This is a genomic window from Achromobacter sp. (assembly GCF_057314935.1).
This window is the reverse complement of sequence record NZ_DBHKZA010000056.1, coordinates 14,941-32,406: the sequence shown is the minus strand read 5'-3', so window position 1 is coordinate 32,406 and position 17,466 is coordinate 14,941. Positions and strand designations below refer to the sequence as shown.

At 64.1% G+C, this 17,466-nt stretch carries 19 protein-coding genes; 11 read left to right on the top strand and 8 right to left on the bottom strand.

Annotated elements, in window-relative coordinates:
- Positions 1-7: 7 nt before the first annotated feature.
- The 6 genes from ACO6D5_RS20025 (at position 8) to ACO6D5_RS20000 (ending at position 8,169) form a co-directional block, all read left to right on the top strand.
- Entirely contained in the window at positions 8-1,342 is a 1,335-nt protein-coding gene (locus ACO6D5_RS20025; RefSeq protein ID WP_315526767.1) for an alanine racemase, read from the top strand.
- 36 nt (positions 1,343-1,378) lie between these two features.
- Entirely contained in the window at positions 1,379-2,977 is a 1,599-nt protein-coding gene (locus ACO6D5_RS20020; protein WP_315526766.1) for an ABC transporter substrate-binding protein, read from the top strand.
- A gap of 7 nt (positions 2,978-2,984) precedes the next feature.
- Positions 2,985-3,926 carry an ABC transporter permease subunit gene (locus tag ACO6D5_RS20015; RefSeq protein WP_315526929.1) on the top strand — a complete coding sequence of 314 codons (942 nt, stop codon included), beginning with the start codon at positions 2,985-2,987 and terminating at the stop codon, positions 3,924-3,926.
- Between the two features lie 13 nt (positions 3,927-3,939).
- Positions 3,940-4,842: an ABC transporter permease gene (locus ACO6D5_RS20010; RefSeq protein WP_485826330.1), complete on the top strand. Its 903-nt coding sequence runs from the start codon at positions 3,940-3,942 to the stop codon at positions 4,840-4,842.
- A 25-nt stretch (positions 4,843-4,867) separates the two neighbouring features.
- A complete protein-coding gene (locus ACO6D5_RS20005; RefSeq protein ID WP_485826329.1) occupies positions 4,868-6,529 on the top strand; it encodes a dipeptide ABC transporter ATP-binding protein in 1,662 nt (553 codons plus the stop codon).
- Between the two features lie 107 nt (positions 6,530-6,636).
- Positions 6,637-8,169 carry a M81 family metallopeptidase gene (locus ACO6D5_RS20000; RefSeq protein ID WP_485826328.1) on the top strand — a complete coding sequence of 511 codons (1,533 nt, stop codon included), beginning with the start codon at positions 6,637-6,639 and terminating at the stop codon, positions 8,167-8,169.
- Positions 8,170-8,272: 103 nt separating this feature from the next.
- On the opposite strand, the gene ACO6D5_RS19995 is transcribed toward ACO6D5_RS20000, so the two are convergent.
- The 4 genes from ACO6D5_RS19995 to ACO6D5_RS19980 form a co-directional block, all read right to left on the bottom strand.
- Complete coding sequence (locus tag ACO6D5_RS19995; RefSeq protein WP_485826327.1) at positions 8,273-8,512, bottom strand: hypothetical protein; 240 nt, start codon at positions 8,510-8,512, stop codon at positions 8,273-8,275.
- Between the two features lie 64 nt (positions 8,513-8,576).
- On the bottom strand, positions 8,577-8,822 hold the full coding sequence (locus ACO6D5_RS19990; protein ID WP_315526760.1) for a hypothetical protein: 246 nt from the start codon (positions 8,820-8,822) through the stop codon (positions 8,577-8,579).
- A gap of 173 nt (positions 8,823-8,995) precedes the next feature.
- Positions 8,996-9,274 carry a hypothetical protein gene (locus ACO6D5_RS19985; RefSeq protein WP_485826326.1) on the bottom strand — a complete coding sequence of 93 codons (279 nt, stop codon included), beginning with the start codon at positions 9,272-9,274 and terminating at the stop codon, positions 8,996-8,998.
- An 88-nt stretch (positions 9,275-9,362) separates the two neighbouring features.
- Entirely contained in the window at positions 9,363-9,599 is a 237-nt protein-coding gene (locus ACO6D5_RS19980) for a CrpP-related protein (protein WP_315526758.1), read from the bottom strand.
- Between the two features lie 154 nt (positions 9,600-9,753).
- Between ACO6D5_RS19980 and ACO6D5_RS19975 the strand changes: the two genes are divergently transcribed.
- Positions 9,754-10,251, top strand: coding sequence for a low affinity iron permease family protein (locus tag ACO6D5_RS19975; protein WP_315526757.1), 498 nt, complete (start codon positions 9,754-9,756; stop codon positions 10,249-10,251).
- Positions 10,252-10,364: 113 nt separating this feature from the next.
- Here ACO6D5_RS19975 and ACO6D5_RS19970 read toward each other — a convergent pair whose 3' ends face one another.
- On the bottom strand, positions 10,365-10,502 hold the full coding sequence (locus ACO6D5_RS19970) for a hypothetical protein (protein ID WP_485826325.1): 138 nt from the start codon (positions 10,500-10,502) through the stop codon (positions 10,365-10,367).
- A 368-nt stretch (positions 10,503-10,870) separates the two neighbouring features.
- Here ACO6D5_RS19970 and ACO6D5_RS19965 point away from each other — a divergent pair, with 368 nt between their 5' ends.
- A complete protein-coding gene (locus ACO6D5_RS19965) occupies positions 10,871-11,101 on the top strand; it encodes a hypothetical protein (RefSeq protein WP_315526755.1) in 231 nt (76 codons plus the stop codon).
- Between the two features lie 12 nt (positions 11,102-11,113).
- Here the strand turns inward: ACO6D5_RS19965 and ACO6D5_RS19960 are convergent, their stop codons facing one another.
- Both ACO6D5_RS19960 and ACO6D5_RS19955 read right to left on the bottom strand, forming a co-directional pair.
- Positions 11,114-12,232: a glycosyltransferase family 4 protein gene (locus ACO6D5_RS19960; protein ID WP_485826324.1), complete on the bottom strand. Its 1,119-nt coding sequence runs from the start codon at positions 12,230-12,232 to the stop codon at positions 11,114-11,116.
- Entirely contained in the window at positions 12,207-13,163 is a 957-nt protein-coding gene (locus ACO6D5_RS19955; protein WP_485826323.1) for a glycosyltransferase family 9 protein, read from the bottom strand. Before ACO6D5_RS19955 ends, ACO6D5_RS19960 begins: the two co-directional genes overlap by 26 nt.
- Before the next feature lie 255 nt (positions 13,164-13,418).
- Between ACO6D5_RS19955 and paoA the strand changes: the two genes are divergently transcribed.
- The 3 genes from paoA to paoC are packed head-to-tail and all read left to right on the top strand — an operon-like array spanning position 13,419 to position 17,213.
- Positions 13,419-14,060: an aldehyde dehydrogenase iron-sulfur subunit PaoA gene (gene paoA / locus ACO6D5_RS19950; protein WP_485826322.1), complete on the top strand. Its 642-nt coding sequence runs from the start codon at positions 13,419-13,421 to the stop codon at positions 14,058-14,060.
- Positions 14,057-15,007 (top strand): FAD binding domain-containing protein, encoded by a 951-nt coding sequence (locus ACO6D5_RS19945; protein WP_485826321.1) that lies wholly within the window; start codon positions 14,057-14,059, stop codon positions 15,005-15,007. The genes paoA and ACO6D5_RS19945 overlap by 4 nt, the downstream gene beginning before the upstream one ends.
- Positions 15,008-15,011: 4 nt before the next feature.
- The gene (paoC, locus tag ACO6D5_RS19940) at positions 15,012-17,213 is read left to right on the top strand and encodes an aldehyde oxidoreductase molybdenum-binding subunit PaoC (protein ID WP_485826320.1); all 2,202 of its coding nucleotides are present in this window, start codon (positions 15,012-15,014) and stop codon (positions 17,211-17,213) included.
- Between the two features lie 30 nt (positions 17,214-17,243).
- On the opposite strand, the gene ykgO is transcribed toward paoC, so the two are convergent.
- Positions 17,244-17,384 carry a type B 50S ribosomal protein L36 gene (gene ykgO, locus ACO6D5_RS19935; protein ID WP_175173845.1) on the bottom strand — a complete coding sequence of 47 codons (141 nt, stop codon included), beginning with the start codon at positions 17,382-17,384 and terminating at the stop codon, positions 17,244-17,246.
- Between the last annotated feature and the right edge of the window lie 82 nt (positions 17,385-17,466).

The following is a 17,466-nucleotide window of genomic DNA, read 5'->3' as shown; positions in this document are numbered from 1 at the left end:
CACGACGATGAACCATTTTGCCTCTGAACATATCGTGGCCACTCGCGCGCATGCGCCGCTTGATGCCTGCGTGAAAGGAATGCCGGGCCTGATCGGGTCGGTGCCCCTTGAGGACATCGCCACGCAGGGATGGAACGTGTTGCGCGAGGATCTGCCGCTGCCGCTGGCCGTGATCCGGCAAGACGCCTTGCATCACAACAGCGACTGGATGCGCCGGTTCCTGGAAGAGCGCGGATCGATTTTCGCGCCCCACGGCAAGACCACGATGAGCCCCCAACTGTTTGATCTGCAACGCCGCGATGGCGCCTGGGGCATCACGTTGGCGACCTGCCATCAGGTTCAGGTCGCACGCCAGTTCGGCGCGAAGCGGATTGTGCTGGCGAACCAGCTGGTCGGCAAGCAGTCTGTCGCCTACATCCTGCAGGCGTTGCGCGACGATCCGGGCTTCGATTTCTATTGTCTGGTGGACGACGCGGCGCACGTGAACGCCCTGGCGCAGGCCGCCAGAGCGGCCAATATCGGCAGGCCTTTGCAGGTGCTGCTTGAAGTGGGATATGCCGGCGGCCGTACCGGATGCCGAGACGATGCGTGCGTGCAAGCGGTGATCGCCGCGTTGAAACAAGCGTCCCCCTATCTGGCCCTGCGTGGGGTGGAAGGATTCGAGGGCTTGATCAAGCCCTTGCCCGACCAGGATGTGGAAACGCAGATCGCCGCCTTTCTCGCTCGCATGATTGCGACCGTAGAGGCCTGTGAGGCCGAGCAGGTATTTGCCGACGGCCCGATTCTGCTGAGCGCCGGCGGATCGTCTTTCTACGACCTGGTGACACGGCACTTTTCCCCGCTGCGCTTGTCGCGCGAGCACAGGGTGTTAACTCGCAGCGGCTGCTACCTGACGCACGATTCACATCTCTACAAAGAAGCGTTCGCGCGTTTGCAGGATCGCAGTCCGGATGTCGCCAGCCTGGGCCATGGCTTGCGGCCGGCCCTGGAAGTCTGGGGCTATGTGCAGTCCCGGCCGGAGTCGGGAAAGGTCATTGTCAATCTCGGAAAGCGCGACATTTCGCCCGACCACATGCCCCCCGTGGTGGGGTGGTTCAGGCCGGCCACGGAGGCCGTACCGACCGCCGGCGCGGCGCCTTCTGCCTTGTCGCCAGGCCACGTGGCGACAGGCCTGGATGATCAGCACTGCCACCTGCGCGTTCCCGTCGATTCGCCCTTGCGCGTGGGCGACATGGTGTGTTTCGGCATTTCGCACCCCTGCCTGACGTTCGACAAGTGGGAGGCCATTCTGATGGTGGACGAGCGGTACGACGTGGTGGGGGCCATTCGCACTTACTTCTAAGCAGCTTTCATTCTTTTAGACCAAGGGGAAAAAAACATGGCACGAAAGCAATCGATGGCATTGCGGGCGGTACGCCTGGCGCTGACCGCCAGCGCGGTAATCGGCGCTGCCGTATTAGCGCCCGTTCAGGCGCAGACGGTGACGGCAGTGATGCATGCCGCTTTGCGTTCATTGGACCCGGTGATCACCACCGGCTATATCGTCCGCAACCACGGCTACATGGTGTACGACACGCTTTTCTCCCTGGACGGGGACAACAAGATCCAGCCTCAAATGCTGGAGTCCTGGAAAGCCTCCGATGATGGCAAGACCTATACCTTCATCCTGCGGGAAGGCCTGAAGTGGCATGACGGCAAGCCGGTGACGTCGGCCGACTGTATCGCGTCGATCAAGCGTTGGGCGTCGCAGGACAAGATGGGCCAGATGATGGCCTCGATGATGTCCGGCATGGAGGCGGTCGATGACAGGACTTTCGTCATGCGCTTTTCCGAGGCCACGGACCTGGCGGTGCGCGCCTTGGCCAAGCCCAGCGCCATCCCCGCCTTCATGATGCCCGAGCGCGTCGCCAATACGCCGCCGTCGCAAGCGATCAAGGAGACCATCGGCTCGGGCCCCTTCCGCTTTGTGGCCGAGGAATACAAGCCTGGCGTGCAGGTTGTCTACGCGAAGAACACGGACTATGTTCCGCGCAAGGAGCCTGCAAGCGGCATGGCGGGGGGCAAGGTCGTCAAGGTGGACAAGGTCAAATGGGTGACCATGCCGGACCAGATGACGGCGGTGAATGCGCTGATCAACAAGGAAATCGATTTCCTGGAAAAGGCGCCCTTCGATCTGTTGCCGATGCTGGAAGGCAATAAAGACATCAATCTGCATGTCCTGACCGCGCAAGGCGGCCAATCCGAGATCCGCTTCAATTTCGAGCAACCGCCGTTCGACAACAAGCTGATTCGGCAAGCCGCGGTACTGGCGGTTGATCAGAAAGAGGTGCTGCAGGCGCAGATCGGCAATCCCAAATACTTCCAGACCTGCGCCGCCGTGTTCGGCTGCGGCGGCCCTTACGAAAGCAACATCGGCGCCGAGAAACTGGTGAAGGGCGACCCGGTGAAGGCCGCGGCGTTACTGAAAGAGGCCAAGTACGACGGCACGCCGGTGGTGATATTGATGCCTTCGGACAATCCGGGTTCGGCGCCCATCCTGCAGGTGGTTGCACAATCGCTGCGCAAGGCCGGCTTCAAGGTGGATCTGCAGTCCATGGACTGGCAGACGGTCCTCAATCGTCGCGCGTCTCACGAGCCGGCGGCCAAGGGGGGATGGAATATCTTCGGCACCTATACGGTGATTCCGGATATCCGGGACCCGCTTGCCTTCATGGGCGTGGCGGCGAACGGCAAGGATGCCTGGTTCGGCTGGCCGGACGTGCCGGAGATCGAAAAGCGCCGGGCGCAGTTTGCGCGCACGAATGATCCGGCCGTGCTCAAGCGGCTGGCCGACGAGATCCAGGAACTGGTGATCGACGAAGGCGTCATCGTGCCCCTGGGCCAGTTTTCAAACCTGTCCGCCACGGGCAAGCAGATAACAGGTGTGGTGGTCGCGCCGGTTCCCGTGTTCTGGGACCTCCAGAAAACCGGTAAGTGAGTCGGCCATGCCTGGATTTCTTTTGAAGCGCCTGTTTTCCGTCATTCCGGTATTGGTGGTGGTCGCCATCATCGTTTTTGCCATGTTGCGCCTGACGCCCGGGGATCCCGCCGCAATCATTGCCGGCGACGGGGCCACCTCGGCGCAGATAGACGAAATACGCAAGAACATGGGGCTGGACAAGTCCATCCCCGATCAGTTTTCGATTTGGGTGGGCCAACTGGCGCGAGGAGATCTGGGCACCTCGTTGATTTCCGATGCGCCGGTGTCCAGCCTCATCGCCGACCGCATCGGGCCGTCCATCGCACTGTCCCTGTCGACCATCGTCTTCACGGTGCTGGTCGCGATTCCACTCGGCATCGTGGCGGCGTGGCGGCAGGGAAAATTGCTGGATCGCGCCATCATGGCAGGCTCGGTCGTCGGGTTTTCCGTGCCGGTCTTCATCATCGGCTACGTGCTGATCCTGGTTTTTTCGATGCAGCTTGGCTGGTTTCCCGTGCAGGGTTATCAGCCGATGTCCGAGGGCGGGTGGCAGTTCGCGCAGCGATTGGTCCTGCCGACGCTCGCCTTGAGCACGGTGTATGTCGCCCTGATCGCGCGCATCGTGCGCAGCAGTGTCATTGAAGTCATGCAGGAAGACTTCGTCCGCACGGCACGCGCCAAGGGGCTGCGCGAAAGCGGCGTGTTGCTGCGCCACGCGCTGGGCAATGCCGCCGTTCCCATCGTGACGATCATCGGGGTGAGTATTGCGATGCTTATCGGCGGCGTGGTGGTGACGGAATCGGTGTTCAACATTCCGGGCCTGGGGCGATTGGTCGTGGACGCGGTCCTGGCTCGGGATTATCCCGTCATCCAAGCCATGATCCTGCTTTTCTCATTGGTCTATGTCGGAATCAATTTGGTGATCGATCTTTCGTACACCGTTCTTGATCCGCGCATTCGTTATTGAAGGTCCGCACGCCATGTCTGCTACGACTTCATCTTTGCCGGCGCCTGGCGCGCCTGCCGTCGAGGCCGCCGCCACGTCTTCGATCCTGGGGCAACTCAAAACCACCATGTCGGCGTGGCCGGCCATGCTGGCGATCGCCTTATTGAGCTTGCTGCTGGTCGGTACCATTTTTGCCCCGTGGTTAGGGACCGTGGATCCCACGCTGATGGATCCGGCCATACGGCTGAAACCGATGTCCGCCGAGCACTGGCTGGGCACCGACGCCTATGGCCGCGATGTCTACTCGCGCACGCTTTTTGGCGCACGCGTGTCGCTGGCGGTGGGGCTGGGCGCGGTCGTGGCCAGCTTGCTGGCTGGCTTGGTCCTGGGGATCCTGGCCGGATATTTCAAGTCGGCCGACACCGTCATCATGCGCTTTCTGGATGGCGTGATGGCCATTCCCGGCATCTTGCTGGCGATTGCGCTGGTGTCCTTGTCCGGGGCCAGCCTGTTCACGGTGCTGGTGGCGATTTCCATTCCGGAGATTCCACGGGTTGCGCGCATGGTGCGCAGCGTGATCCTGTCCGTCCGCAATGAACCCTATGTTGAAGCGGCGGTGTCGCTGGGTACCCGTGTGCCGGTTCTGGTGCTGCGGCACATGCTGCCCAATACCTATGCGCCGCTCATCGTGCAAGGCACCTATATCTTCGCCGCGGCGATTCTGACGGAATCGGTACTGAGCTTTCTTGGGGCGGGGATCCCGCCGGAAACGCCGTCCTGGGGCAATGTCATGGCCGAGGGGCGCGTGTACTTCCAGATGCTGCCTGGCCTGATCCTGTATCCCGGGCTCTTGTTGTCGTTGACGGTGCTGAGCGTGAACATTCTTGGCGATGCGCTTCGCGACGCGCTCGATCCGCGATTCTCGCGCCGCTTCTGAAGGCTTACCCAGGATTCACGACGTTATGAAAACGACATCCCCTAATCGTGAGGCAGGCCAGGCGCCTGCGCTGAAGATCTCGGCACTCACCGTGCAAGCCGGCCATGGCGCCGCCCGTCGTCCGGTGATCGAGAACATATCGTTCGAGGTCTATCCTGGCGAAACCCTGTGCGTGGTGGGCGAATCCGGTTCGGGAAAATCCGTGACCTCGCTGGCCGCCATGGGACTGCTGCCCAAGGGCGTGCTGACCGCGACGGCCGGCAGCATCCTGCTCGGCGATGACGATGTGCTGCGGGCGACGCCCGACCGCCTGCGCGCGCTGCGCGCTTCCCGCATCGCCATGGTGTTCCAGGAGCCCATGACGGCATTGAATCCGGTGCAAAAGGTGGGCCGGCAAATTGATGAGGTGTTGCGGCTGCACAGTCGCCTGGGGGCGTCCGAGCGACGCAAACAGGTATTGGCCATGCTGGAGTCGGTGCATTTGCCCGACGTCGAGCGGGTCTACAACGCCTACCCGCATCAATTGTCTGGCGGGCAGCGCCAGCGCATTGTGATTGCGATGGCCTTGATCCTGAAGCCGCAAGTGTTGATCGCGGATGAGCCGACCACCGCCTTGGACGTGACCACGCAAAAGCAGATCCTGGCGTTGATCCGGGAGCTTCAGGAGCGGCAGCGCACCGCCGTGGTGTTCATCACGCACGATTTCGGCGTGGTGGCCGAGATTGCCGATCGCATCGTGGTCATGAATCGCGGCAGCGTGGTGGAGACCGGCACGCGCGACCAGATCCTTGCCCGGCCGTCGCAAGCGTATACGCGCATGCTGGTGTCTTCGGTGCCCAGCCTTGTACCGCAGCAACGGCCCTTGCCCAGCGGAGAGAAAGTGCTGGAGATCATCGGACTGGACAAGACCTACAAGGAAAAGCCGTTCTTTGGCGCGGCGCGCGTGGTCGCGGCAGCCAAAGACGTGGGCTTGACGGTGCGGCGCGGTGAAATTGCCGGGGTGGTGGGGGAATCGGGATCGGGCAAGTCCACCGTCGCACGCTGCGTCGTCAGGTTGATCGAGCCAAGCGCGGGCGCCATTTTCCTCAAGGACGAGGACATCGTGCAGGTATCGAGTGCGCAGATGCGATTGCGGCGGACCCGCGTGCAGATGATTTTCCAGGATCCGTATCGCTCGTTGAATCCGCGGCGCCAGGTGGGCGATTCACTGATCGAGGGCTTGGTCAACTTTGGCGTCGCTGCCGCCGAAGCCCGCCAGAAGGCTGCCCAGGCACTGGAACTGGTGGGCCTGGGGCGCGACGTCATGCAGCGCTATCCCCACCAGTTCTCGGGCGGTCAGCGTCAACGTCTGTGCATTGCGCGCGCCGTCGTGATGGAGCCGGATCTGCTGGTGGCCGACGAGGCGGTCTCCGCCCTGGACGTGTCGGTGCAGGATCAGGTTCTCAAGCTGCTGGAGGAGATCCGGGCCCGTACGGGCGTGGCGATCTTGTTCATCACGCACGATCTGCGCGTGGCGGCCCAGATCTGCGACAGCATTGTCGTCATGCAGAAGGGATGTGTGGTCGAGTCCGGCCCTGCCGCCCGCGTGTTGACGGATCCCCAGCAGGCATACACGCGCGAATTGATCGAGGCAGCACCGGGGCGGGATTGGGATTTCCGCAATTTCCGCGCCTTGCGCGCGGCATGAAGCGCTGGCCGAGAATTCAATGCGCAGGGCCCGTCGGATCGAGGCCGGGTCCCTCGTCCTGGGATGTCGATGGTCTAACCGTTTTTCCATTTTCAGAGGAGCGCAAGATGCGCATCATTGTTGGCGGCTTTCAGCACGAAACGAATACGTTTGCACCAAGCAAGGCAGATTGGGACGCCTTCAAGCTGGGCGGGGGCTGGCCTGGCATGGCGCGCGGCGAGGCTGTCTTCCCGGCGATCCAGGGCGCCAATATTCCCGCAGCGGGCTTTGCGGATGCGGCGCGTGGACACAAGCACACCTTGATCCCCACGTTGTGGTGTGCCGCCAGCCCTTCGGCGCACGTGACGCGCGATGCCTTCGAGCGCATTACGGCGATCTTGCTTACGGACATCGCCGCGGCGCTGCCTGCGGACGGGGTCTATCTCGACCTGCATGGGGCAATGGTCGCCGAGCATTACGACGATGGGGAAGGGGAAGTGCTGCGCCGCGTGCGCGAACTGATCGGGCCCGATGTACCGCTGGTCGCCAGCCTGGACCTGCACGCCAACGTGACCGAGCGCATGTTGGAAGAGGCGGACGCACTGATCGCCTATCGCACGTATCCACACGTTGACATGGCTGACACGGGCGCCCGCGCCTTTGCCTTCATGCAGAAGCGGCTCGACGGCATGCCGCGTCCGCGTGTGGCCGCCCGCCGCATTTCGTATTTGTTGCCCACCTGCTGGCAGAGCACGATGGCCATGCCGGCCAAAGGACTCTACGAGCGTCTGGAAACGCTGGAAGCGGCGCCGGGAATTTCCAGCATGTCCTTCTGCATGGGCTTTCCCGCCGCTGACTTTCCGGATTGTGGCGCGCTCGTGTGGGCCTATGCCGATACGCAGTCGGCAGCGGACGCCGCGGCAGATGCGCTGACCGCGGAAGTCGAGGCGGCCGAAGCCGCGTTTGCGGGCAAGCTGTATTCACCGGAAGAGGCCGTGTTGCGTGCGGCGGAGCTGGCTGCCTGCGCCGACAAGCCGGTCGTCATTGCCGACGCGCAGGATAATCCCGGCGCAGGCGGAGACTCCGACACCACGGCCATTCTGCGCGCGCTCGTGCGCTACAACGTGCCGGGCAGCGCACTGGGCTTGATGGTGGATCCTCAGGCGGCCCTGCTGGCCCACCAGGCGGGGGAGGGGGCGACCGTGCGTCTCGCGCTCGGCGGCCATTCCCGGGTTCCAGGGGATGCGCCTTTCGAGGCAGATTTCGTGGTGGAGCGGCTGTCCGATGGGAAGTTCGTCGCAACCGGCCCCTTTTACTCCGGTTTTCGCATGGAGCTGGGCCCAAGCGCGTGCTTGCGTATTGGCGAGGTGCGCGTGGTGGTGGCGTCCTATAAAGCGCAGATGGCTGATCAGGCCATGTTCCGCTACGTGGGCATCGAACCCACCCAGCAGAACATCCTGGTGCTCAAGAGCACAACGCATTTCCGGGCGGATTTCACGCCGATCGCGGCAGACATCCTGATCTGCGCGGCCCCGGGACCGATGCCGATGAATCCTCTGGATCTGCCCTGGACCAACCTGCGCGACACCTTGCGCATGCATCCCGGCGGCCCCACCTTCGCGCAGTTCAGAGCGGGGACGCGCGAACTGCAATCGGCTTAGCGTTCCAAACCGGAAACACGTAAGTTCTATCCGTTCGCACGACGAGGCACGATTGCGCGATGGCACGCCAATCGTGCGCGTCCGTATGCCGGGGCGGTGCCGATCATCCACCGGACTTGTTCTTCATTACTCCGCGGATGTTCATTGCCGCCAATCCCAATTGCAACGCGATCAGGGCAATGGCCCCGTCGTGCAGGCCCCAAGCGATCCACAGCACGTTGCTCAGCAGGAAAACCCAAAATCCGGCATTGCGTTTACCTTGCCCGCGGGACGCCACGAGCCAGGCGGCCGCAAGCGAGGTGGCCATTGCCGGCCATTGAAGAAGATCCCATGTCACGTCCATGGCTGGTTTCGGGCGACGCCGACATCTTGATCTCTCGGCGGCGGATGGACCGGTGATCGGTGACTCATCGCCACCACGCCGACGGGCCATAAGCGCCCAGCCGGTCGATCCCCGGGGTTTGCTGGGGATCGACGCCCGGCATGGGATTCGGGATGCTGTCGGGGGGCCAGGGCGCTTCTTTGCCGTCTTCGCGCTCTCCGGGGGCATCCTGCTTGGGCTTGGAAGGCGGAATCTCCGCCGGGTGTTGGGCGGGGGGGACGCCGTCTTTGTCCGGCCGGTGGGGCGCATCGCTCACGGGTAAGGCATTCATTTCTTGCTCCTTGGGTTGCCGCGAAGGGGCACGTCGTGCCGGATGTCGTGTCCGCCACGATGGAACGCACAGCAAACGCCGTGCCGACCCTTCGGGCACGCACGTTGCGCGGAGGCGGCCAATGCAGCGGCTCAGGCCGCCCACGCCCTGCGGGACGCGGCGTTTGGCGTCCTTCAATGGAGCTTGTTGAGCACGCGGGCCAGGCGCGCGATTCCACCCGTGCCGCTTGCCGCCCTGCCGATCAGGGCACTGCCGACCGTGGTCATGGCGATGCGTGTGAAAAGGGTGCCTCGGCGCATGCCGGCCATCAACAACCATGCGCCCAGGCCGAACACGATCAGGTGTTCGCCCGGGAAGTCGGGACGCCGCGCATCAATGTCCCGGAGTTGCCGGGCCAGCGAATGAGGGGCGCGGCCAGAGGTGTCGGAGTCGGCAATCGCATCGGCTTTCATGGAAATCCCCGGTTTTCAATGGATCCCCGCGTCAGCAAGAGGCATGCCACGCCGGCGGTGCCCGCGCCCGGATACTGCCTGACCCGGCTTAATGGCGGCGCCGTTCAGTTGCGCGTGGCACGTATCGCACGACCTCGTCGGGCGGTTTCCAGGATGTCGTTTCGGCCATCCAGCCGGCTTCCCAGGCCTCGACCTTTTCGCGCCATTCCACGATCGATTCGCCGGTATGCCCAGGCATGACCGCTGCTTGATAGTAGGGACAATCCCACAAGGTCAAACCATCACGAGCGGCTTGGGCGCCCAGCTTTCGGATGTCATCGTGCATTGCCGCACCTCCAAAAGTGGATGAATGGGCAGTCAGTATCGCGCCGCGCATTCCTTCCCCGCAATAGTGTGGGGGTGCTAGGCGGCCTAGTATGACCGGAGGGCTTGGGGTACGAAACTTGCTCAGTGTCCGGCATTCGTTCAAGGGGACGGGCATGCCGGAAGAAAAGCAGGGCCAGAAGATGAATGCCGTCTCACGGTTTTTCGACCATTTCGCCGCGCATGTCACCAAATGGGCGGGTTCTCCCATCGCCTTCGGCTCCGCGTTGATCGCCGTGTTGATCTGGGCGGCTTGCGGCCCTGCTTTCGGATATTCCGAAACCTGGCAGTTGGTGATCAACACCGGCACCACCATCGTCACGTTTCTCATGGTTTTTTTGATCCAGCAGAGTCAGAACAAGGACGGCCAGGCGCTGCACCTGAAACTGGACGAATTATTGATCGCCCTGAAAGGGGCGGATGAAGGGCTCGTCGACGCGGAGCAGCTGGACGAGGACAAGTTGTTGGCGCTGGCGGCGGCCTGCACGGCGCGCGCCCGGCTTGCCGCGCGGTCGGACCGGCGCCGGGGCCGCAAAGAACGGGCGCCTGGCAAACGCCACCGTACGGTGCGCGGCAGCTTGCGTGTGCGCCGCAAGGCCTTGCGCGCCGGATGATTGGACAGCGCTTCGCGCGTCCTGCCGTCCGCTACCTCTTGCTACCCCTGTGCAACCCCGCGCTTGGTATAAAGATGCCTACAGCAGCTATCCAGGGCCAGGAAGATGTCCACTCACACGCTGAGCCGATGCAGTGTCGCGCTCTTGCTCGCCGTACTCGTTTCCGGGTGCTCCTCGATCCTTCCGGGATCATCCAGTTCACCTTCAAGCACCGGTTCAAGCGCCGCCTCGGAGCGGGTGGTCAGCGACAACTGCAAGTTTCTTCGCAGCCGATGCATCTATGAAGGATCGTATGACGCAGGGGAACGCAACTATGCCGAGCAGGAAGCCAAACGCCTGAATACGGCGGAATTGGAACGCTTGCGGCGCGCATTTGCCAAATAGTTGGAATGCCTGCCTGCGCATCGTGCACGGAATTCGGGATTAATCGGCGAGCGTGCGCGCGACGGCAGGGCTTTGATTTCATTGAAAAAATCGCGCGTGCAAACTATATTGCAGAATAAATCGAAATATAGTTAACGCGTTAGATACTTTCTGTCCGCTTTATTTGCGTTTACTAGCGACGGCGAATCGCAACTCTCTCTACACTTCGCGCTCCGTGTAGAAATGCGAATCCAGGATGCTGAACTGGGCTGTGGTCGTGTCTGTGGCTTCTTTACTGGCGGTCTGGCCATCGCAAAAAATAATGGAAGAGATAATCTGCGTGACGCCGCCGGTCCAGGAAAAAATAATCGTGCTGATGAGGAAAGACGTCTTTATGCAATGGCGTCAGCCACAGGTGTCCGGTTGCATGAATGTGCAGGAAAAGGGCGTCGGGCAAATCCGGATCGTCACCGGGATACGTGGTTGATTCCTGGCCGGGCTAGGCTCCGCCTGCCGCCCGTCGATACGCCTCCAGCGTACTGAACATCTTCCCGTCCAGACGGAAATTCGCTTGTGCGAACGCCCCGGCGTTGACCACGATGGCCTGCGCCTGCTGTGGGTGGCTTCGGATCTGCATGACGCAATCGGCATAGCCCGCGACGTCGCCCGGCGCGGCCAGCCAACCCGTCCGGCCGGGGCTGACAATTTCTGGCAGACCGCCCACAGCGCTGGCGACGACCGGCCGGCCTACCGCGAATGATTCGGGCACGATGCGCGACCAGGCTTCCGTCGCCGACGGCACCAGCACTATGTCGGCTGCGTGAATCATGTCGGGCACATCCGTGCGGTGGCCGGCGAACACCACATGTTCCGCGATGCCCAGATCTACCGCCAGGCGGTAGAGTTCGTACGCATAGGGTCTGGTGCTCGGAGTGGGCATGCCCACGACCAACGCCACCGCGGGAACCCCTTGGCCACGAAGCCGTTGCACGACGCGCAGCAGGTCGGCCTGGCCTTTTTCCGGGCGCAGCATCCCGACGGTCGCAATCACATAAGCGTCTTCGGGGGCCGTCATCTCCAGGCTGCGGCGGATGCGCAAGCGCGCGTCGGGCTCGCCGGGGCGTCGGAAAAAGTCGTCGCCGGCCCATTCGCCTACGACGCTGATCCGCGCTTCCGGGACCAGCCGCGCCGCCAGCAGTTCCTGTTTACCGACGTCGCTGGTTGCGATGACGTGGTCGCAACCGATCTTCCATTCCAGCCGGCGGCGAGGCGAGGTGCGCATGGATTTGGCGAAGTGGCGTGTCCGGACGACCGCGCACAGGTCGCGGCAGAGCGCGGCGGTTTTGCCATCGGCGCGGCTGTGGCTGTCGATGACCTGGATCCGCAGCGCCTTGATGGCGCGCCGCAGCGCCAGGATGGTCGAGGGCGAATACGCCGGCCTGAAATCGATGTCCACCGTCGTCAGGCTACGCGCTTGGGCCTCGCGGCGGACGGCGCTGCCTGCGGGCGAGGCGATGGCCACCTCGTAACCGTGGCGTTGCAGCCAGCTAGCCTGTTCCAAGGTGCGGAATTCCAGGCCGCCCAGACCCTGTTCAGCCAGCGTATGCAGTATGCGCATGATGTTCCAGTACCGTGCGGCAGGCGCCCAGCACGTCGTCGGGCGTAATGGTGTCGATACCGTCCCCGGGGCGGCGCGGAACGACCGCGGCCGAGCCCGGCCGATGCCAGAACCATTCGGGATTCGGCTCGTTGAAAATCCCCACATAGGGTACACAGGCACCTTGCGCGATATGCGAGGGGCCGCAGTCATTGGCCACGACCAGGCGGGCGCGCAACATGATGGCGCTAAGCTCCGGAACCGGCCGGCAATGGGCGATGGCGAAGTCCGGCCGCTGCATCGCCTCCAGCGCATCCCGTTCCGCCTCCTCTTGCCGGCCCAGCACGAACAGGAAGCGGGTGCTGTCGCCCAGCAGCCGTTTCAGCCTGTGGGCCAGCTGCAGGTAGTTCGCCAGGCTCCACCGCTTGAACGCGCCTGCGCCACCGCCCGGAATCATCACCACATCGGCGATCGGGACGGTGCGCAGGTGCGGGCGCGCCAGCGCTCGGAAGCACTCGCGTGCCGCGCGTTCAGGGTCCAACGGACGGTACGAGGCCAGTAGGCGCAGATTGGCCTGGCCGATGTATTCGGCCGTGTCCTTGCGGTGGCAGTGCGTCCAGATCAGGTCGCTGATCCGTGCGTTGCGGAACCCTAGCCGGACCGCCGGCCGCCGCAGCAGATTGATCAGGCCGAAGCGTTCGCTGCTGTGGTGCAGGCTGACGCAAAGCCGGGTCTCTTTGTTCAAGCTGCGCAGGTAGTCGCCGAATGTCGATGCGCGCACGAACTCATCGACCCAGGGCAGCGCCCGGTAGAAACTGCCCACATCGTCGCGCGCAACCACCTTGACCCGTGTTGAAGACCACCATGTCTTCAACTGATACAGCGTCGGCAGGGCGACGATCTGGTCGCCCAGTTGCGGCTGGCTTCTGACGTACACAACGATCTCCGACATGGGGTGTCCCTTGCTGACGCTGCGGCCGGGCGACCGCTGGCAGGCAATGTATCGGGAGACGGGCGGCAATTTTCCCGGATCCTTTTAAGGAGTGTGAAGAACGAGGCGGGTGCGCTTTAAACAACTACACAATTCATCCGCCCGGCGCGTCGGGCGTACGGGGAAAGCGCGCGCGGCCCCTTCGGGAATGCGGCTTGCTGGCAGTCCCGCCGGATCGCCGCACGGCCCGCGTGGCGGATTAAAGAAGGGGCTGCCTTGGAAAATTCGCTCTCAATCAAGCTCACCCGGCGCAGTCTGCTGAAGGCGGGCGCCGTATCGGCGACGGCGATGGCCGCCCCGTCGGTCGCTTGCGCGCAACAGGCCGCCCAGGGCGACATGCAGCCGATGGCAGCCACCGTGACGTTGCGCGTGAACGGCACGGCGCGCGAACTGTCGCTGGACATGCGCACGACGTTGCTGGATGCCCTGCGGGAAAATCTACAACTGACCGGCACGAAGAAGGGCTGTGACCACGGGCAATGCGGCGCCTGTACGGTGCTGCTGAACGGCCGGCGCGTCAATTCCTGTCTGACGCTTGCCGTGATGCATGACGGCGCCGAGATAACGACCATCGAAGGCCTGGGAACGCCCACGGCGCTGCATGCGCTGCAGGCCGCCTTCATCAAGCATGACGGCTACCAGTGCGGCTACTGCACGCCGGGGCAGATCTGCTCCGCGTCCGCCATGCTGGAAGAGGTGGCCCAAGGCATTCCCAGCCACGTCAGCGCCAGCCTGACGGAACGCCCGCTGCTCAGCGTGGAAGAGATCCGCGAGCGCATGAGCGGCAATATCTGCCGATGCGGCGCCTATTCGAACATCCTCGACGCGATCGTCGAGGTAGCGGGGGAAAAAGCATGAGGCCCTTCACCTACGAGCGCGCCCGCACGCCGGCCGAGGCGGCCGCCAGCGCCGCCCGGGTGCGCGGCGCGCGCTTCATCGCCGGCGGGACGAACCTGCTTGACTTGATGAAGCTGGAAGTGGAAACGCCCACGCACCTGATCGATGTGAATGGATTGGACCTGGACCGGATTGCCGAGACGCCGGAGGGGGGCCTGCGGATCGGCAGCCTGGTGCGCAACACCGACCTGGCCGCGGATACGCGGATCCGGCGGGACTACGGCGTGCTGGCGCGCGCCATTCTGGCAGGCGCTTCCGGACAGATCCGCAACCGCGCCACGACCGCCGGCAACCTGTTGCAGCGCACGCGTTGCCCGTACTTCTACGATACGAACATGCCCTGCAACAAGCGGGCGCCGGGCAGCGGCTGCTCCGCCCTCGGCGGCGTCACCCGCCAATTGGCCGTGATCGGCGCCAGCGAGGCCTGCATCGCCACGCATCCCAGCGACATGGCGGTGGCCATGCGCGTGCTGGACGCCCAGATCGAGACTGTGCGCCCGGACGGTACCCAGCGCGTGATTCCAATTGCCGATTTCTACCGCCAGCCGGGAAACACGCCGCACATCGACAACGCGTTGGAGGCCGGAGAACTCATTGCCTGGGTCACGCTGCCCAAGCCAATCGGCGGCGTCCACCTCTATCGGAAAGTGCGGGACCGCGCGTCTTTTGCCTTCGCGCTGGTGTCCGTGGGGGCCGTGGTGCAGCCTGACGGCAGCGGCCGGATCGCGCTGGGCGGCGTGGCGCCGCAGCCATGGCGCGTTGCCGCCGCAGAGGCGGAACTGCCCCGCGGGGCAGCGCCCGTGGCCGACCTCCTGCTGGCCGGGGCCACGCCCACGGCTGACAACGCCTTCAAGCTGACGCTGGCGGCGCGAACCCTGAGTGCAGTGCTGGCGCAAGCGAGGGCCTGACGCGATGAAATTCGATACCCCTGCCACACAGAATCCGATCGACCAGCTGAAAGTCGTCGGCCACGGCGTGGACCGCGTGGACGGCCCCCTGAAGGCGACGGGCAAGGCGGCCTATGCGTACGAGCGCCACGACGTGGTGCGCGACGCGGCCGTCGGCTACGTGCTGGGCGCGGCCATCGCCAAGGGCCGGATCGGTGCCATGGACATCGAGGCGGCACGGCGCGCGCCCGGTGTGCTGGCCGTCGTCACCGCGCAAAACGCAGGCAAGCTGGGCAAAGGAAAAATGAACACCGCTACGCTGTTGGGCGGCCCGGACATCCAGCACTATCACCAAGCCATCGCGCTGGTCGTGGCGGAAACCCTGGAGCAGGCGAGGGCGGCAAGCCGGCTGATCCGGGTGAAGTACGAGCGCGCGCCGGGCGCGTTCGACCTGGCGGCGGAGAAAGACGCCGCCGAGAAGGCCGGCAAACTGGCCAAGCCGGACGTGGTGGGCGACTTCGATGGCGCCTACGCGGCGGCGGCGGTCAAAATCGACCACACCTACCGAACGCCTGACCACACGCACGCGATGATGGAGCCGCATGCGTCCACCGCCGTCTGGGAGGGCGATGCGCTGACACTGTGGACCTCGAATCAGATGATCGACTGGGGACGAGGCGATCTGGCCAGGACGCTGGGCGTGCCGAAGGAAAAGCTGCGGCTGATCTCCCCTTACATCGGGGGCGGCTTCGGCGGCAAGCTGTTCGTGCGCGCCGACGCGCTGCTGGCGGCGTTGGGTGCGCGTGCCGCGCGGCGTCCGGTCAAGGTGGCATTGGCGCGCCCGTTGATCGCCAACAACACGACGCATCGACCCGCCACCATTCAACGTATCCGCATCGGAACGACCGCGGACGGCAAGATCACCGCGATCGCGCATGAAAGCTTGTCGGGCGATCTGCCTGACGGCAAGCCCGAAGAAGCGGTGCAGCAGACGCGCCTGCTGTACGCGGGCGCCAACCGGCTGACCGCGTTGAACCTGGTCGAGCTGGATTTGCCGGAGGGCAATGCGATGCGTGCCCCGGGCGAGGCGCCCGGACTGATGGCGCTGGAAATCGCCATGGACGAGATGGCCGAGGCGCTTGGCCTGGACCCGGTTGAATTCCGGGTGCGCAACGACACGCAGGTGGATCCTTCAGCGCCGGAGAGGCGGTTTTCGCAACGGCGCCTCGTCGAATGCCTGCGCACGGGCGCTGAGCGATTCGGCTGGCAGGAACGCCACCCGCGTCCGGGATCGCGCCGCGACGGGCGATGGCTGGTGGGCATGGGCGTGGCGGCTGCCTTCCGCAACAACCTGGTGACGGACTCGGCCGCGCGGGTGCGCCTGGATGCGGCCGGCCAGGTCATCGTGGAAACCGACATGACAGACATCGGCACGGGCAGCTACACCATCATCGCGCAGACCGCGGCCGAGATGCTGGGCGTGCCGCTGGCGAAAGTCATCGTGCGCCTGGGCGATTCGGCGTTTCCCGTGTCGGCCGGATCGGGCGGGCAATGGGGGGCGAACAGCTCGACGGCCGGCGTGTATGCGGCCTGCCAGAAACTGCGCGACGCCATCCTGGCGCGGCTCGGATTCGCCGCTGAAGGGGCGGTATTCGCGGATGGCTCGGTGACCGAAGCGGGCGGGCGGACGGCGCTACTGCGGCAAGCGGCTACCGACGGCGAACTGGTCGCCGAAGACGTGCTTGAATTCGGCGACCTGGACAAGAAATACCAGCAGTCCACCTTCGGCGCGCACTTCGTCGAAGTCGGGGTGGACGCCGCCACCGGCGAAACGCGCATCCGCCGCATGTTGGCCGTCTGCGCGTCGGGCCGCATCCTCAATCCCAAGACTGCCCGCAGCCAGGTGATCGGCGCGATGACGATGGGCATCGGCTCGGCGCTGATGGAAGAATTGGCCATCGACCAGCGGGCGGGCTTCTTCGTGAATCACGATCTGGCCAGCTACGAAGTGCCCGTGCATGCCGACATCCCCATTCAGGAGGTGATTTTCCTGGATGAGACCGACCCGATGTCCTCACCCATGAAAGCCAAGGGCGTGGGGGAATTGGGCCTGTGCGGCGTGGGCGCGGCGATCGCCAACGCGATCTACCACGCCACGGGCGTGCGGGTGCGCGACTACCCGATTACCTTGGACAAACTGCTGGCGGGATTGCCCGGATCGGCCTGAAGTCCGGTCGCGGGCGGGTGCGCGACGGGCTCACTTGCGCTTCGCGCCGCCCTGGCGGGCCTTGAAGCGGGGATTGGATTTGCAGATGACGTAGATGCGTCCGCGCCGTTTGACGACCTGGCAGTCGCGATGGCGGTTCTTGGCGTCTTTGAGGGAGGAAAGTACTTTCACGGCGTCTTCCGTTTTGGGGGAATGGAAACCGGCCGGGGCGCCCAAGCCTGGATTCAAGAAAGAAATGTTATATCATTTCTTT

Excerpts from the sequence above, each read along its gene's own strand:
- ACO6D5_RS20025 (WP_315526767.1), top strand. The coding sequence starts at position 8 with ATGAACCATTTTGCCTCTGAACATATCGTGGCCACTCGCGCGCATGCG.
- ACO6D5_RS20020 (WP_315526766.1), top strand. The coding sequence starts at position 1,379 with ATGGCACGAAAGCAATCGATGGCATTGCGGGCGGTACGCCTGGCGCTG.
- ACO6D5_RS20015 (WP_315526929.1), top strand. The coding sequence starts at position 2,985 with ATGCCTGGATTTCTTTTGAAGCGCCTGTTTTCCGTCATTCCGGTATTG.
- ACO6D5_RS20010 (WP_485826330.1), top strand. The coding sequence starts at position 3,940 with ATGTCTGCTACGACTTCATCTTTGCCGGCGCCTGGCGCGCCTGCCGTC.
- ACO6D5_RS20005 (WP_485826329.1), top strand. The coding sequence starts at position 4,868 with ATGAAAACGACATCCCCTAATCGTGAGGCAGGCCAGGCGCCTGCGCTG.
- ACO6D5_RS20000 (WP_485826328.1), top strand. The coding sequence starts at position 6,637 with ATGCGCATCATTGTTGGCGGCTTTCAGCACGAAACGAATACGTTTGCA.
- ACO6D5_RS19995 (WP_485826327.1), bottom strand. The coding sequence starts at position 8,512 with ATGGACGTGACATGGGATCTTCTTCAATGGCCGGCAATGGCCACCTCG.
- ACO6D5_RS19990 (WP_315526760.1), bottom strand. The coding sequence starts at position 8,822 with ATGAATGCCTTACCCGTGAGCGATGCGCCCCACCGGCCGGACAAAGAC.
- ACO6D5_RS19985 (WP_485826326.1), bottom strand. The coding sequence starts at position 9,274 with ATGAAAGCCGATGCGATTGCCGACTCCGACACCTCTGGCCGCGCCCCT.
- ACO6D5_RS19980 (WP_315526758.1), bottom strand. The coding sequence starts at position 9,599 with ATGCACGATGACATCCGAAAGCTGGGCGCCCAAGCCGCTCGTGATGGT.
- ACO6D5_RS19975 (WP_315526757.1), top strand. The coding sequence starts at position 9,754 with ATGCCGGAAGAAAAGCAGGGCCAGAAGATGAATGCCGTCTCACGGTTT.
- ACO6D5_RS19965 (WP_315526755.1), top strand. The coding sequence starts at position 10,871 with ATGCTGAACTGGGCTGTGGTCGTGTCTGTGGCTTCTTTACTGGCGGTC.
- ACO6D5_RS19960 (WP_485826324.1), bottom strand. The coding sequence starts at position 12,232 with ATGCGCATACTGCATACGCTGGCTGAACAGGGTCTGGGCGGCCTGGAA.
- ACO6D5_RS19955 (WP_485826323.1), bottom strand. The coding sequence starts at position 13,163 with ATGTCGGAGATCGTTGTGTACGTCAGAAGCCAGCCGCAACTGGGCGAC.
- ACO6D5_RS19945 (WP_485826321.1), top strand. The coding sequence starts at position 14,057 with ATGAGGCCCTTCACCTACGAGCGCGCCCGCACGCCGGCCGAGGCGGCC.
- paoC (WP_485826320.1), top strand. The coding sequence starts at position 15,012 with ATGAAATTCGATACCCCTGCCACACAGAATCCGATCGACCAGCTGAAA.